Annotated in this window: 12 protein-coding genes; 2 read left to right on the top strand and 10 right to left on the bottom strand. The window is 70.1% G+C overall.

What is annotated here, in order from left to right; genetic code table 11:
* Nucleotides 1-112 precede the first annotated feature (112 nt).
* The 4 genes from ACZ3KP_RS20870 to ACZ3KP_RS20855 all read right to left on the bottom strand — a co-directional run bounded on the left by ACZ3KP_RS20870 (nt 113) and on the right by ACZ3KP_RS20855 (nt 4,481).
* Nucleotides 113-1,468, bottom strand: a complete 1,356-nt coding sequence (locus ACZ3KP_RS20870; RefSeq protein WP_467501197.1) for a replication-associated recombination protein A — start codon at nt 1,466-1,468, stop codon at nt 113-115.
* Between the two features lie 43 nt (nt 1,469-1,511).
* Nucleotides 1,512-2,168, bottom strand: a complete 657-nt coding sequence (locus tag ACZ3KP_RS20865; protein WP_358978093.1) for a vitamin K epoxide reductase family protein — start codon at nt 2,166-2,168, stop codon at nt 1,512-1,514.
* Nucleotides 2,169-2,494: 326 nt separating this feature from the next.
* Entirely contained in the window at nt 2,495-3,757 is a 1,263-nt protein-coding gene (hisS, locus tag ACZ3KP_RS20860) for a histidine--tRNA ligase (protein WP_358978095.1), read from the bottom strand.
* 13 nt (nt 3,758-3,770) lie between these two features.
* Complete coding sequence (locus ACZ3KP_RS20855; protein WP_358978097.1) at nt 3,771-4,481, bottom strand: MBL fold metallo-hydrolase; 711 nt, start codon at nt 4,479-4,481, stop codon at nt 3,771-3,773.
* 178 nt (nt 4,482-4,659) lie between these two features.
* Between ACZ3KP_RS20855 and ACZ3KP_RS20850 the strand changes: the two genes are divergently transcribed.
* Both ACZ3KP_RS20850 and ACZ3KP_RS20845 read left to right on the top strand, forming a co-directional pair.
* Nucleotides 4,660-5,484 (top strand): peptidylprolyl isomerase, encoded by an 825-nt coding sequence (locus ACZ3KP_RS20850; protein ID WP_467501196.1) that lies wholly within the window; start codon nt 4,660-4,662, stop codon nt 5,482-5,484.
* 135 nt (nt 5,485-5,619) lie between these two features.
* On the top strand, nt 5,620-6,849 hold the full coding sequence (locus tag ACZ3KP_RS20845) for a DUF349 domain-containing protein (RefSeq protein ID WP_467501195.1): 1,230 nt from the start codon (nt 5,620-5,622) through the stop codon (nt 6,847-6,849).
* A gap of 80 nt (nt 6,850-6,929) precedes the next feature.
* Here the strand turns inward: ACZ3KP_RS20845 and ACZ3KP_RS20840 are convergent, their stop codons facing one another.
* From ACZ3KP_RS20840 to ruvB, 6 genes are all read right to left on the bottom strand, one after another.
* Complete coding sequence (locus ACZ3KP_RS20840) at nt 6,930-9,470, bottom strand: RelA/SpoT family protein (RefSeq protein WP_358978103.1); 2,541 nt, start codon at nt 9,468-9,470, stop codon at nt 6,930-6,932.
* Between the two features lie 233 nt (nt 9,471-9,703).
* On the bottom strand, nt 9,704-10,243 hold the full coding sequence (locus ACZ3KP_RS20835; RefSeq protein ID WP_467501194.1) for an adenine phosphoribosyltransferase: 540 nt from the start codon (nt 10,241-10,243) through the stop codon (nt 9,704-9,706).
* Nucleotides 10,240-11,346 (bottom strand): protein translocase subunit SecF, encoded by a 1,107-nt coding sequence (secF, locus tag ACZ3KP_RS20830; RefSeq protein WP_467501193.1) that lies wholly within the window; start codon nt 11,344-11,346, stop codon nt 10,240-10,242. The genes ACZ3KP_RS20835 and secF overlap by 4 nt, the downstream gene beginning before the upstream one ends.
* Before the next feature lie 3 nt (nt 11,347-11,349).
* Nucleotides 11,350-13,152 carry a protein translocase subunit SecD gene (gene secD, locus ACZ3KP_RS20825; RefSeq protein WP_467501192.1) on the bottom strand — a complete coding sequence of 601 codons (1,803 nt, stop codon included), beginning with the start codon at nt 13,150-13,152 and terminating at the stop codon, nt 11,350-11,352.
* A gap of 144 nt (nt 13,153-13,296) precedes the next feature.
* Nucleotides 13,297-13,824 carry a preprotein translocase subunit YajC gene (gene yajC, locus ACZ3KP_RS20820; protein WP_132889262.1) on the bottom strand — a complete coding sequence of 176 codons (528 nt, stop codon included), beginning with the start codon at nt 13,822-13,824 and terminating at the stop codon, nt 13,297-13,299.
* A 251-nt stretch (nt 13,825-14,075) separates the two neighbouring features.
* Complete coding sequence (gene ruvB / locus ACZ3KP_RS20815; protein ID WP_467501191.1) at nt 14,076-15,149, bottom strand: Holliday junction branch migration DNA helicase RuvB; 1,074 nt, start codon at nt 15,147-15,149, stop codon at nt 14,076-14,078.
* Nucleotides 15,150-15,163 lie beyond the last annotated feature (14 nt).

Here is a 15,163-nt window from a genome sequence, read left to right as displayed (position 1 = left end):
CGACACCGTTCGACGGTGCGCGACGCTCCTGGAGCCCCCTTGCGGGGGTTCCGGCCGGTTGTCCCGCTCTGACTGCGCGGAACTCGGCACTTCGGGGCAGTCTACAGGCTGCTCAGGACCGCCTGCGACCGAGGTGCTTCCTGGTCCACTCGACGGCGTCGGCGTAGCGCGCCTCGGAGCCGTGCCGGGTCGGGGTGTAGTACTCACGGTCCTTGACGGTGTCCGGCGCGTACTGCTGCTCGGCGATGCCCTCGGGCAGGTCGTGCGGGTACACGTACCCCTGGGCGTGCCCCAGCTTGGCGGCGCCCTTGTAGTGACCGTCGCGCAGGTGCGGGGGCACCTGTCCGGCCAGTCCCTTGCGGACGTCCTCGAGGGCGGCCCCGATCGCGGTGGTCGCGGAGTTGGACTTGGGGGCGAGGGCGAGGGCGATGGTGGCGTGGCTGAGGGTGAGGGCCGCCTCGGGGAAGCCGATCATGGCGACGGCCTGGGCGGCGGCCACGGCTATGGGCAGGGCGTTCGGGTCGGCGAGGCCGATGTCCTCGCTGGCCGAGATCATCAGGCGACGGGCGATGAACCGGGGGTCCTCGCCGGCCTCGATCATCCGGGCCAGGTAGTGCAGGGCCGCGTCGACGTCGGAGCCCCTGATGGACTTGATGAGAGCGCTGGCGACGTCGTAGTGCTGGTCGCCGTCGCGGTCGTACGTGACCGCGGCCCGGTCCACGACCTCCTCCAGGGTGCGGAGCGCGATCTCCGTCTCGTCCTTGTCGAGGGCGGCTCCGGCGGCGGCCTCCAGGGCGGTCAGGGCACGGCGGGCGTCGCCTCCGGCGATCCGCAGCAGGTGCTCCTCGGTGTCCTCGGGGAGGGTGACGGCGCCTTTGAGGCCGCGTTCCTCGGTGAGCGCCCGGCGCAGCAGGCCGCGGACGTCGTCGTCGCTGAGCGGTTCGAGGGTCAGGAGCAGGGAGCGGGACAGGAGTGGGGAGATCACCGAGAAGTACGGGTTCTCGGTGGTGGCCGCGATCAGGGTGACCCACCGGTTCTCGACCGCGGGGAGCAGGGAGTCCTGCTGGGCCTTGCTGAAGCGGTGGATCTCGTCCAGGAAGAGGACGGTCTCCTTGCCGTATCCGCCGGTGGCGCGGCGGGCGCCGTCGATGACCGCACGGACCTCCTTGACGCCGGCGGTGATCGCCGAGAGCTCCACGAACCGCTTGTCGGTGGCTTTGGAGACGACGTACGCGAGGGTCGTCTTGCCGGTGCCGGGCGGACCCCAGAGGAGCACGGAGGACGGTCCTGCCGGGCCGCCGGACCCCTCGCCGACCAGTCTGCGCAACGGGGACCCCGGCTTCAGGAGGTGCTGCTGGCCCACCACCTCGTCGAGAGTGCGCGGGCGCATGCGCACCGCCAGCGGACTGCCGGCGGGGTCCTTCTCCTGGCGTTCTTCTGCGGCGGCGGTGAACAGGTCGGGTTCCACGCTGAAACCCTAAATCACGGCACTGACAATCCCGCCGGGGCCGTCAGCTGGTCCAGAAGTCCCACCAGCGGGTCAGGATCAGCATGCCGATGATGCCGACGTGCACGACCGGCAGCACCCAGGTGAACTCGCCGAAGAACGACTTCAGCCACTTCGGGGCCGGCAGGAAGCCCTTGCGGACGTTGAAGGACGTCACGTACCAGAACATGGTGATCGTGGCGACCCAGGCCAGCGAGCACCACAGGCACAGCGCGTTGATCCGGTACAGGGACTGGAACTGCAGCCAGGTGCAGAACGCCACCCCGAAGAGCGTGCCGAAGTTGAAGGTCAGCCAGTACCAGCGGGGGAAGCGGGCGCGGGCCAGCAGGCTCATGCCGACGCAGATGACGATGCCGTAGCAGACCAGGCCGAGCATCGGGTTCGGGAAGCCGAAGGCGGCGGCCTGCTTGGACTCCATGACGCTGCCGCAGGAGACGACCGGGTTGAGGCTGCATCCGGGGGTGAAGGTCTTGCCCTCGACCTTGGCTTCCAGCAGCTTGAACTTGTCGACCGTGATGACCCACGCGGCCAGCAGCCCGGCGGCGCCGGTGATGATCAGCAGCAGGGCGAAGGCGAGACTGCCGCCCTCCGTGCGCGGTGCTGCGGAGGCGTTCTCGGGCTCGGGTTCCGTGGAGACGTCCTTGACTGTCGTCTTGCTCATCACGCCGATTCCGTGTGTTTGAGAGTTGGAACTTCTTCGGGCAGGGGCCATTGTGCCGCACGAGGTGTCCTGTCCACCGTTCGATGGACATAAGGAAGTACGCACAGGAGTCCCGAAAGGCTCGGTTCCGGCCGGTGGCGGCCCCGGGCCGGGGAATCGCCTGGCAGGGCGAATCGGCACCCGCGGAGTTGACGGTCTCCGAGACAGCGGCCGCGCCCCGGAGCAGGTCATCGGCCCTGCCGGTCCGGAGGGCGAGGCGGCCACGCCGTCGCCGTGCCGGTCAACTGCGCCGATCGCCGGGCGAGTTGACCGGCCGGTCCGTCCCGCTAGCCCAGCCTCGACTCCAGTTCGGCCACGATCTCGTTCACGCCCACCGCCGTCTGCTCCCCGGACTCCATGTCCTTCAGCTGGACGACGCCCTCCGCGAGGTCGCGTTCACCGGCGACGATCGCGTAGCGGGCCCCGCTGCGGTTGGCGTTCTTCATGGCGCCCTTGAGGCCCTTGCCGCCGTAGGAGAAGTCCGCCGCGACACCGACCCGGCGCAGCTCCGTGACCTTCGCGAAGAGGACTCGTCGGGCCTCCTCGCCGAGCGGCACCGCGAAGACGCTGGTCGCGGACGGGATGTCCAGTTCCACGCCTTCGGCCTCCAGGGCGAGGACCGTGCGGTCGACACCGAGGGCCCAGCCCACCGACGGCAGCGCGGGGCCGCCGATCATCTCGGAGAGGCCGTCGTACCGGCCGCCGCCGCCCACCGCCGACTGCGAGCCCAGGCCGTCGTGGACGAACTCGAAGGTGGTGCGGGTGTAGTAGTCCAGGCCGCGGACCAGCTTCGGGTCGTCCTCGAACGCGACACCGGCCGCCGTGATCAGCTCGCGGACCTCCTCGTGGTACGCCTTGCACGCGTCGCACAGGTAGTCCCGCAGGAGGGGCGCGTCGCCCAACTGCTTCTGGACCGACTCGCGCTTGTCGTCGAGGACGCGGAGGGGGTTGATCTCCGCCCGGCGCAGGGTGTCCTCGTCGAGGTCCAGGCCGCGCAGGAAGTCCTGCAGGGCCGCGCGGTACACCGGCCGGCACTCCTTGTCGCCCAGGCTGTTGAGCAGGATGCGGAAGTTGCTCAGGCCCAGCGAGCGGTACGCCTGGTCGGCCAGGATGATCAGCTCTGCGTCGAGTGCCGGGTCCTCGGCCCCGATCGCCTCGGCGCCGACCTGGGAGAAGTGGCGGTAGCGGCCCTTCTGGGGGCGCTCGTAGCGGTAGTACGAGCCGGAGTACCAGAGCTTGACGGGGAGGTTGCCCGTCTTGTGGAGGTTGGCCTCCAGGGCGGCGCGCAGGACCGAGGCGGTGCCTTCTGGGCGCAGGGCGAGCCTGTCGCCGCCCTTGGTCTCGAAGGCGTACATCTCCTTGGTGACGATGTCGGTGGACTCACCGACCCCGCGCGCGAACAGCTCGACGTTCTCGAAGCCGGGGGTCTCGATGTAGCCGTAGCCGGAGTTGCGCAGCGGGGCGGCGATCGCCTCGCGGACGGCCAGGTACTTGGCGCTGTCCGGCGGGATCAGGTCGTACGTGCCCTTGGGGGCCTGAAAGGTGCTCACGGAAGGTCTCTCGTCACATTCCTCGTCGGGGAGCCCGGGGTGCTCCCTGGCCGTCGGCGGCCACCTGCCGCAGATACGGGTTGGTGGCGCGCTCCTGGCCGATGGTCGTCTGGGGGCCGTGGCCGGACAGCACCACGGTGGAGTCGTCGAGCGGCAGGCAGACACGGGCCAGCGAGGCCAGCATGTCGTCCATGGAGCCGCCCGGCAGGTCCGTGCGTCCGATGGAGCCGGCGAAGAGCAGATCGCCCGAGAAGAAGACCGAGGGGATCTCGGCCGTCTCCGGCATCTGGAAGGTCACCGACCCCTTGGTATGGCCCGGCGCGTGCGCGACGGAGAATCCGAGTCCGGCCAGCTCCAGCCGCGCGCCGTCGGTCAGTTCGAAGACGTCGTCCGGCTCCCCCACCGTGAGCTCGCCCATGAGCGGCATCCCGATGGACCGGCCGAGCGCCTTCTCGGGGTCGCTCATCATGTAGCGGTCCTCGGGGTGGATCCAGGCCGGTACGTCGTGCGCCCCGCACACGGGGACGACCGAGGCCACGTGGTCGATGTGGCCGTGGGTGAGGACGACGGCGACGGGTTTGAGCCGATGCTTCTTCAGCGCTTCCTCGACGCCCTCGGCGGCCTGGTGGCCGGGGTCGATGATCACGCACTCCTCACCGGCGGCAGGGGCGACGAGATAACAGTTCGTCCCCCAGGCCCCGGCGGGGAACCCGGCAATGAGCACGATCGTCCTTCGTTGTGTCGATTCGGGCGGCTACCAGCTGTGGTCCAGAGCCTACCGGCGCTGCCGTTTCCTCAGCGAACCCATATACGGTACGGGGCTACACGCAGTGGTCGGCTCACACGACGCACAGCACGCACGCGTACCGGTCGGCATTCGACACGCATGAGGAGAGAACCCGGTGGTCAGCCAGGAGCAGCGGCGGCGTCAGCTCGCCCGGGAGAAGTTCTTGCGGCAGCAGCAGCGGCGCACCAGCGCGCGACGCAAGGCGCGCATGCGCAACTCCGTGATCGCGTCGGTGCTCGGCGTGATCGTGATCGGCAGTGTGGCGCTGTACACGACCGGAGTGCTGAAGAACAACGACGACAAGGCGAACGCCAGCTCGGAGCCGACTCCCGGCGCCTCCGCCTCGCCCAGCAAGGCACCGGACCCCTGCGCGAAGCCGGCGGCCGGCTCGGTGAAGAAGCTGAGCTGGAAGAAGGAGCCGGCGATGTCGATCGACACGTCCGCCGGCTACACCATGAAGCTGGCGACGACGTGCGGTGACATCGGCATCGCGCTGAAGACGTCGGCGGCCCCGCACACGGTGAACTCGTTCGACTTCCTGGCCGCGAAGGGCTTCTTCGACCACACGAAGTGCCACCGGCTCACCACCAACGGCATCTACGTGCTGCAGTGCGGCGACCCCACGGGGACCGGCAGCGGCGGCCCGGGGTACACGATCCCTGACGAGAACCTGAAGGACAAAAGCCTGAAGGGCGGTGTCTACCCGGCGGGTACGGTCGCCATGGCCAACACCGGTCAGAAGCACACCGGCGGCAGCCAGTTCTTCCTGGTCTACCAGGACAGTCAGTTGCCGCCCAGCTACACCCCGTTCGGCACGATCGACGCGGCCGGGATGAAGGTTCTGAAGAAGATCGCCGCGGCGGGCGAGAGCACCGGTCAGGGCGACGGAGCGCCGAACGCGACGGTCGTGATCAACAAGGCCACGGTCACCAAATCCTGACCACCAAGTGCGAAATTTCGGTCGCGCGGGATGCGGACAGGCCACCCGCCGGTCGCCTATGTTGGCCGTGACGAAACTGTGGACGATGCCCGGGGGCGCTGAGGCCCTTCGCAGGCATCATGTGGAGGAGGCGCTGTGAGCAGCGACCCGTGGGGCCGCGTCGACGAGACGGGGACCGTGTACGTGCGTACGGCCGACGGCGAGCAGGTCGTCGGTTCCTGGCAGGCCGGCTCCCCCGAGGAGGCGCTGGCCTACTTCGAGCGCAAGTACGAGGGCCTGGTTGTCGAGATCGGCCTCCTCGAAAAGCGAGTGAAGACCACCGACCTGTCCGCGAAGGACGCCCAGGCCGCCATCGACCATCTGCGCGAGCAGGTGGAGGCGCACCACGCGGTCGGTGATCTGGAGGCGCTGCGCACCCGGCTCGGCGAGCTGGTGAAGACCGTCGAGTCGCGTCGCGAGGAGCGTCGCGCGCAGCGGGCCAAGCAGTCCGACGAGGCCCGGCAGGCCAAGGAGGACCTGGTCGTCGAGGCGGAGCAGCTGGCCCAGTCCGACCAGTGGCGGGCCGCCGGTGAGCGGCTGCGGGCCCTGGTGGACACCTGGAAGGGCCTGCCGCGTCTCGACCGCAAGTCGGACGACGAGCTGTGGCACCGCTTCTCGCACGCCCGGTCGGCGTTCTCCAAGCGGCGCAAGGCGCACTTCGCGCAGCTCGACGCGCAGCGCGAGGACGCCCGCAAGGCGAAGGAGAAGCTGGTCGCCGAGGCGGAGGCGCTGTCCGGTTCGACGGACTGGGGTCCGACGGCGGCGCGCTACCGCGAGCTGATGGCCGAGTGGAAGGCCGCGGGCCGCGCCCAGCGCGAGCACGAGGACGACCTGTGGAACCGCTTCCGCGGCGCCCAGGACGTGTTCTTCGCGGCTCGTGGTTCGGCCTTCGCCGAACGCGACGCGGAGCAGACCGAGAACCTGAAGCTCAAGGAGGAACTGGCCGCCGAGGCCGAGAAGCTGCTGCCGATCACCGACCTGAAGGCCGCGCGGTCCGCCTTCCGTTCGATCAACGAGCGCTGGGAGGCCATCGGTCATGTGCCGCGGGACGCCCGTCCCAAGGTCGAGGGCCGGATGCACACGGTCGACCGGGCCATCCAGGAGGCCGAGGAGGCCGAGTGGCGCCGGACCAACCCGGAGGCACGCGCGCGTGCCGCGGGTCTGACCGGTCAGCTGCAGGCCGCCGTGGACAAGCTGAAGGCAGGGATCGAGCAGGCGCGCGCCCAGGGCAACACGTCGAAGGCGGAGAAGCTGGAGCGTGAGCTGGAGGGGCGCCAGGCGCTCCTGGACCAGGCTCTCAAGGGCCTCCAGGAGTTCGGCGGCTAGGAGCCCGACGACACCGAGAGGGGCCCCGTACGCGGCGTACGGGGCCCCTCTCGTCCGTCTCGTCGTATCGCGCCCGCCGGCTAGGAGCGGCTGCGTGCCGACGTCACCCGGTAGACGTCGTAGACGCCCTCCACACCCCGTACCGCCTTCAGGACGTGGCCCAGGTGCTTGGGGTCGCCCATCTCGAAGGTGAAGCGGGAGGTGGCCACCCGGTCGCGGGAGGTCTGGACGGCCGCGGAGAGGATGTTGACGTGCTGGTCGGACAGGACGCGGGTGACGTCCGAGAGCAGCCGGGAGCGGTCCAGCGCCTCGACCTGGATGGCGACCAGGAAGACCGAGGACTGGGTGGGCGCCCACTCGACGTCGAGGATGCGCTCGGGCTCACGTGACAGCGACTCCACGTTGACGCAGTCGCTGCGATGGACCGAGACACCGCTGCCGCGCGTGACGAACCCGATGATCGGGTCGCCCGGAACCGGGGTGCAGCAGCGGGCCAGCTTGACCCAGACGTCGTCGACGCCCTTCACGACCACGCCGGGGTCCTGGCTGCTGCGGCGCTTGCTGCGGCGGCCGCGGCTCGGCGGTACCGCCTCGTCGATCTCCTCGGTGGCCGCCTCCTCGCCACCGAGTGCCTGGACCAGCTTCTGCACGACGTTCTGCGCGGCCACGTGGCCCTCGCCGATCGCCGCGTACAGCGAGGAGATGTCCGGGTAGCGCATCTCGTGCGCGAGGGTGACCAGCGAGTCGCCGGTGAGGATGCGCTGGATCGGCAGGTTCTGCTTGCGCATCGCGCGGACGATGGCGTCCTTGCCCTGCTCGATCGCCTCGTCCCGGCGCTCCTTGGAGAACCAGCCCCGGATCTTGTTGCGGGCGCGGGGCGACTTGACGAAGCCGAGCCAGTCGCGGGAGGGGCCGGCCCCGGGCGCCTTGGAGGTGAAGACCTCCACCAGATCGCCGTTGTCGAGGGTCGATTCGAGCGGCACGAGCCTGCCGTTGACCCGCGCTCCTATGGTGCGGTGGCCGACCTCGGTGTGCACCGCGTACGCGAAGTCCACCGGGGTGGCGCCGGCCGGCAGCGCTATGACGTCGCCCTTGGGGGTGAAGACGAAGACCTCGTTGCGGGACAGGTCGAAGCGCAGGGACTCCAGGAACTCGCTGGGGTCCTCGGTCTCCTTCTGCCAGTCCAGCAGCTGCCGCAGCCAGGCCATGTCGTTGAGGTGGTCGTCCTTGCCCTTGCCGGACGACTTCGGCACGTCGGTGCGGACCTTGGAGGCGCCGGCGACCGCCTCCTGCTTGTACTTCCAGTGCGCGGCGATGCCGTACTCGGCGCGGCGGTGCATGTCGAACGTGCGGATCTGGAGCTCGACCGGCTTGCCGTTGGGCCCGATGACCGTCGTGTGCAGCGACTGGTACATGTTGAACTTGGGCATCGCGATGTAGTCCTTGAAGCGCCCCGGAACGGGGTTCCAGCGCGCGTGGACGGTGCCCAGGGCCGCGTAGCAGTCGCGGACGGTGTCCACCAGGACGCGGATGCCGACCAGGTCGTAGATCTCCGCGAAGTCCCGGCCGCGGACGATCATCTTCTGGTAGACGCTGTAGTAGTGCTTCGGCCGGCCGGTGACGGTCGCCTTGATACGGGCGGCGCGCAGGTCGGACTGGACCTCATCGGTCACTATGGCCAGGTACTCGTCCCGCTTGGGCGCCCGCTCGGCGACCAGCCGGACGATCTCGTCGTACATCTTGGGGTAGAGGATCGCGAACGCGAGGTCCTCCAGCTCCCACTTGATGGTGTTCATGCCCAGGCGGTGGGCGAGCGGCGCGTAGATCTCCAGAGTCTCGCGCGCCTTCTTCTCCTGCTTCTCGCGCTTGAGGTAGCGCATGGTGCGCATGTTGTGCAGCCGGTCGGCGAGCTTGATGACCAGGACACGCGGGTCCTTGGCCATCGCGACGACCATCTTGCGCACCGTCTCCGCCTGCGCGGCCTCGCCGAACTTGACCTTGTCGAGCTTGGTGACGCCGTCGACGAGCAGCGCGACCACGTCGCCGAAGTCGCGGCGCAGGTCCTCCAGGCCGTACTCGGTGTCCTCGACGGTGTCGTGCAGCAGGCCCGCCATCAGGGTCGCCGGGTCCATGCCCAGCTCGGCGAGGATCGTGGTGACCGCGAGCGGGTGCGTGATGTACGGGTCGCCGCTCTTGCGCTTCTGGCCGCGGTGCCAGCGCTCGGCGACCTGGTAGGCGCGCTCGATCTGGCGCAGCGTGGCGTTCTCGATCTTGGGGTCGTTGCTGCGGACTATGCGCAGCAACGGTTCCAGGACCGGGTTGTACGGATTGGCTCGCTGCACGCCGAGCCTGGCCAGACGGGCGCGGACGCGGTTGGAGGAGCCGCTGCGCGGGGGCGTGCCGGAGTTGGGACGGGCCGTGGGCGCCGTCTCGGGGCGCTCGGCCGGGACCGGCTTGGGACGCGACTGCTCGGCCGACTTGTCGACGGGCGCGGACTGGGCGTGCTCCACCGGTCCGCGGGCGTCGTTCTTCGCGTGCGGTGTGTTCGGCGCGGGCTTGGCCGCGGCTGCCGAGGCGGGCTCGGGCTTGGCGGCGGTCAGGTGCTGGGCCTCGTCTGGCAAGAGGACTCCTCGTGCGCGATCCGGGTCCCCCAGTCAGGCCCCGGACAACCATGGTAGCGATCCGGCCGCCCCCGAACGTGCGGAGCCCGTCCGAACGGCCGCCCGGACGTCAACGCGGAGGGCTCCCGCTGGATTCCCGGCTTCCGTATGTGAACCGATGCCGATGCCCAAGGCACAGCCCCGGGTGCGGACTTGGGGCCGCACCCGGGGCTGCTTCGTTCCCGGAGCTCTGCTCAGACGGTGAGTATGGCCTCCAGGGGAGCGCCCCTGAGCGCTGCTTCCAGGCGGGCCCGGCCGCTCAGGAAGCCCAGCTCCATGAGGACCGCGACGCCCGCGACCTCGGCGCCCGCGCGGTGGATCAGCTCGATCGAGGCCTCGGCCGTACCGCCGGTGGCCAGCACGTCGTCGACGATCAGGATCCGGTCGTCCGCGCCGATGTCCTCCGCGTGCACCTCGATCTCCGCGGAGCCGTACTCCAGCTCGTAGGCCTGGCGCAGGGTGGCCCCGGGGAGCTTGCCCGCCTTGCGGACCGGGATGAAGCCGAGGCCGGCGCGGACGGCGACCGGGGAACCCAGGATGAAGCCCCGGGCCTCCAGGCCGACGATCTTGGTGGCGCCGGTGCGCACGGCGATCCCGGCGAGGGCGTCGGTGAGCGCGGTGAACGCGGCCGCGTCGGCCAGCAGCGGCGTGATGTCCTTGAACATCACGCCCTCCTCCGGGTAGTCCTCGACGTCCCGGATGCGGCTGAGCAGCAGCTCCTTGAGGTCGCTCATCGGCGCTTCCCGGAGGGACGGCCGCGGCTGCCGCGGGTGCGGGAGGCCGGCTGGTTGCGCGGGCCGACGACGGCCGGTGCGGCGTCCTCCGGGTCCTCGCCGGCGCCCCGGGCCCCGGCCAGTTCCTCCTCGGCGGAGGCCTGCGCCCGCTTGGCGAGGACGCGCTTCCTCAGCGCCTTCATCTGCGGCTCCATCTCCTTGAGGTCGGCGACGAGCGGCGTGGCGATGAAGATCGACGAGTAGGCACCGGCGGCGAGGCCGACGAACAGCGACAGCGAGATGTCGTTGAGCGTGCCCGCGCCGAGGAAGCCGCCGCCGATGAACAGCAGGCCGGCGACCGGGAGCAGCGCGACGACCGTGGTGTTGATCGAACGGACCAGGGTGCCGTTGATCGACTGGTTCGCGATGTCGCTGTAGGTGAAGCGGGTCTGCTTGGTGATGTCCTTGGTCTGCTCCTTGAGGCTGTCGAAGACGACGACCGTGTCGTAGAGCGAGTATCCGAGGATCGTCAGCAGACCGATGACCGTACCGGGCGTGACCTCGAAGCCGACCAGGGCGTAGATACCGGTCGTGATGGTGATGTCGTGGATCAGCGCGACCAGGGCCGCGACGGCCATGCGCCACTCGAAGGCGATCGCCAGGTAGACGACCACCAGGATCATGAAGATCGCGAGGCCCTCCCAGGCCTTGTTGGCGATCTCGTCACCCCAGCTGGGTCCGACCAGGTCGGCGGCGATGGACTCGGGGTCCACGTTCATGTCCTTGGCCAGCGCGACCTTGGCCGCGTCCGACTTCGTGGTGTCCATGCCCGCGATCTGGATGCGCAGACCGCCCGTGCCGAGCTTCTGCACGACCGCGTCGTGGCCGGAGGCCTCCTTCGCGTAGGTCTCCGCCTGGGACACCGAGACACTGGTCTTCCCGGTGGTGAAGACGGCGCCGCCCTGGAAGTCGATGCCCATGTTCAGGCCGCGCACCGCCAGGCCGAGGATGGCCGTGATGGTGATCAGGATGGAGACGCCGTACCAGATCTTGCGCTTGCCGACGAAGTCGTAGCTGATCTCGCCGCGGTGGAGTCGGGCGCCGAGGTTGCCGAGTTTCGACATCGCTCACGCTTCCTTCGGGTCGACAGGGCCGGCGGCGGGGCCGGCGGGACGGCGGGTGCGGCGCAGCGGGGGCTTGGCGCCCAGGCCCTTCGGGTCGAGCCCGGACCACTTGTGGCCGTTCGCGAAGAACGGGCGCCGGGCGAGGATCGTCATCAGCGGCTTGGTGAAGAAGAAGACGACGACCACGTCGAGCACGGTGGTCAGACCGAGCGTGAAGGCGAAGCCCTGGACCTTGCCGACGGTCACGATGAACAGCACGGCGGCGGCCAGGAACGACACGAAGTCGGAGACCAGGATGGTGCGCCGGGCCCGCGGCCAGGCCCGCTCGACGGCGGGACGCAGCGTGCGGCCCTCGCGGATCTCGTCCCGGATGCGTTCGAAGAACACGATGAACGAGTCCGCCGTGATACCGATCGCGACGATCGCACCGCAGACGGCCGGCAGGTTCAGCGCGAAGTGGATCGCCGGGCCGAGCAGCGCCATGATCACGTAGGTGAGGATCGCGGACACCATCAGCGAGGGGATGGCCACGACCGACAGGCCGCGGTAGAAGGCCAGCAGGTAGATGATGACCAGGGCCAGGCCGATCGCGCCCGCGATGAGACCCGCGTGCAGCTGCTCGCCGCCGAGCGCGGCGGTCACGGTGGTGACGCTCTGCTCCTTGAAGGAGAGCGGGAGCGCGCCGTACGACAGCATGTTGGCGAGGCTCTGGGCCTCCGTCTGGGTGAATCGGCCGGAGATCTCGGCCTGGCCGCCGGTGATGGACTGGCTGACGTACGGGCTGGAGACGACCTGGCCGTCCAGGACGATGCCGAACTCGTTCTGCGGCTGCTGGTTCTTGGCCAGCTCGGCGGTGACGTCCGCGAACTTCTTGGATCCGCTGCCGGTGAAGGTCATCTGGACCTGCCAGCCGGCGGCGGTCTGCGTGTCGTAGACGGCCTGGGCCTTCTTGACCTCGGTGCCGTCGACGGCGGCCGGGCCGAGCACGTACTTGTACCAGACACCGGAGATCTTGCCGCAGGCCACGGTGGGGTCGGTGGGCTTGGCGGCCTTGCCGGCGGTGTTCTGAGCCGACTTCTTGGAGCAGTCCAGCGCGGCGTACTCGGCCTGCAGCTTGGAGGCCGCCGCGGAGGCGGCGGAGGAAGCCGAGGAGGAGGCGGAGGGGCTCGCGGACGCCTTGGCCGAGGAGGAGGCGCTCGCCGAGGCGGACGGCGTCGAGCCGGCCTTCAGGGCGTCGGTGACGGCGCGGCCCTGGGAGGTGGCGGAGGACGACGGGGACGCGGAGGACGACGACCCGGTCGCCTTCTGGGAAGCGCTGCTCGACGGGGAGGCGCTCGGGGAGGCGCTGGAGCTGCCGCTGGAGGACGCGCTCGGAGAGGCGCTCGGCGCGGCACCGGCACTGGCCTCGCTGGCCAGGACCGGGCGGAAGTACAGCTTGGCGGTGGTGCCGACCTGCTGGCGGGCCTCCTCGGAGTTGGTGCCCTTGGGGATGTTGACGATGATGTTGCTCGTCCCCTGGGTCTGCACCTCCGCCTCGGACACACCGAGGCCGTTGACACGGCGGTTCATGATCTGAACCGCGGTGTTCATGTTGGCCTTGTTGATCGCGTTCGGCTGGCCCGGCTCGTTGTGCGCCTGGAGCGTGATGCTCGTACCACCGGCCAGGTCGATGCCGAGACGCGGCGTGGTGTTCCCGGAGGCGAACATCCCTCCGGTCAACGCCACGATGGCGATCAGGATGAGGGCCAGCGAGCGCCCTGGCCTGCTCTGGGCGCTCGCGCTCCGGCCCCTCTTAGGTGCTGCCACCTTCTCGTACTCCCTCTCGGGCCGCCGTGCGCCTGGTCGGCGGCGCGGTCGGCCATGACATGGTGTCGGGATCCCGTACGGGAGACAGACGCGCCCGGGGTGCGAGGTGCGCGCGTGGTGCGCGCACCGCTCCCCGGGGCGCGGCTACTTCGCGTCGGAGTCGCCGTCGGTCTTCTTCGGCTCTTCGCCCGCCTTCGCCTCGGTGGTACCGGCCTCGTCGGCCTTGGCCTCGGCGGTCTCCGCGACGCCGTCCTCGGCCGCGTCCTTCTTCCCGAGGTCGACGGCCTTGTCGTCGGAGGCGGCGGCAGCGTCGGCAGGCTCGTCGTCGGTCTCGGTGAGGGAGGAGGCGTCGTCCGGGACGACGTCGGAGTCGGACTTCAGGTCGTGCTCGATACCGTGCACGATGCGGTTGTACTCGTCGTCCGTGAGAACGGCGCCGATCGCGTTCTTCGCGAAGAGAAGCTCGACACCCGGGCCGGCGTCGAGGAGGACGGTGTCCTCGCTGACTTCCTTGACCGTCGCGTACATGCCCCCGATCGTGCGGACACCGTTTCCGGGCTGGATCTCGTTCCGCATCTGGTTGGCCTGCTGCTGGCGCTTCCTGGTGGAACGCGTCATCAGGAACATGGCCGCGATGAGGACGATGAACACGAGAAGAGGCAAGCTATTCACGGGACGGGGTTTCCTTCGCACAGCCGCGGCGGTGAGCGGCCTGGATGATGGGGGTGTGCTCGGCGCCGCCCGCAAAGGCGGCATCGGCGGAGTCTAAGCGAGTCCGCGCGCATGGAACAACGCTCAGCATGGCACCTGGGTTCCTGCCCTCGCCAATGCCCCGCCGTCACGAAGCGATCACGTCTGCCGCCAGGGCCTGGCGGACGGCCGGCGGAGCCCGCACGGGGTGCGGCCGGTCCGCCGGGACCGCGTCAGCTGTCGAACAGGTCCTGCTGGCCGGGTCCGCCGGCCGCCCCACGCGGGGCCGTCAGGCCCAGGTGGGCCCAGGCCGCGGGGGTCGCGACGCGGCCGCGCGGGGTGCGGGCGAGGAGGCCCTCGCGGACCAGGAAGGGCTCGGCGACCTCCTCGACCGTCTCGCGCTCCTCCCCCACCGCGACCGCGAGCGTCGAGAGGCCGACCGGGCCGCCGCCGAACAGCTTGAGCAGGGCCTGCAGGACCGCGCGGTCGAGCCGGTCGAGGCCGCGTTCGTCCACCTCGTAGACGGCGAGGGCCGCGTGCGCGATGTCGCGGGTGATCAGCCCGTCGGCCTTGACCTGCGCGTAGTCGCGGACGCGGCGCAGCAGCCGGTTGGCGATACGGGGCGTGCCGCGGGAGCGGCCGGCGATCTCGGCGGCGCCGGCCGGCTCGATCTCGACGTCCAGCAGGGTGGCGGAGCGGTGCACGACCCGCTCCAGCTCGTGCGGCTCGTAGAACTCCATGTGCGCGGTGAAGCCGAAGCGGTCGCGCAGCGGCGGCGGCAGCAGGCCCGCCCGGGTGGTGGCGCCGACCAGGGTGAACGGGGGCAGTTCGAGAGGGATCGCGGTCGCACCGGGGCCCTTGCCGACGATGACGTCGACCCGGAAGTCCTCCATCGCCATGTAGAGCATCTCCTCGGCGGGCCGCGACATGCGGTGGATCTCGTCGAGGAAGAGGACCTCGCCCTCCTGGAGGGAGGAGAGGATGGCGGCCAGGTCGCCGGCGTGCTGGATGGCGGGGCCCGAGGTGATGCGGATGGGGGCACCCATCTCCGCCGCGATGATCATCGAGAGGGTGGTCTTGCCCAGTCCGGGCGCGCCGGAGAGCAGGACGTGGTCGGCGGTGGCGCCCCGCGCGCGTGCGGCGCGCAGCACCAGGTCGAGCTGCTCGCGGACCTTCTCCTGGCCGATGAACTCGCCCAGGTCCTTGGGGCGCAGGGCCGCCTCGACGGCCTGGTCCTCACGGTCGGCGACGGCGCCCACCAGCCGCTCCGTGTCGGCCCCGGTCTCGGTCGTGTCGTCCCAGTTCATAAGTGATGTGCCTC

This window comes from Streptomyces sp. NPDC020958, from assembly GCF_055562175.1.
This window is presented reverse-complemented; position numbering and strand designations above follow the sequence as displayed.

What these genes read in the sequence shown, in the direction of transcription:
- ACZ3KP_RS20835 (WP_467501194.1), bottom strand. Translation starts at nt 10,243, where the DNA reads ATGAGCGACCTCAAGGAGCTGCTGCTCAGCCGCATCCGGGACGTCGAG.
- ruvB (WP_467501191.1), bottom strand. Translation starts at nt 15,149, where the DNA reads ATGAACTGGGACGACACGACCGAGACCGGGGCCGACACGGAGCGGCTG.
- secF (WP_467501193.1), bottom strand. Translation starts at nt 11,346, where the DNA reads ATGTCGAAACTCGGCAACCTCGGCGCCCGACTCCACCGCGGCGAGATC.
- ACZ3KP_RS20865 (WP_358978093.1), bottom strand. Translation starts at nt 2,168, where the DNA reads ATGAGCAAGACGACAGTCAAGGACGTCTCCACGGAACCCGAGCCCGAG.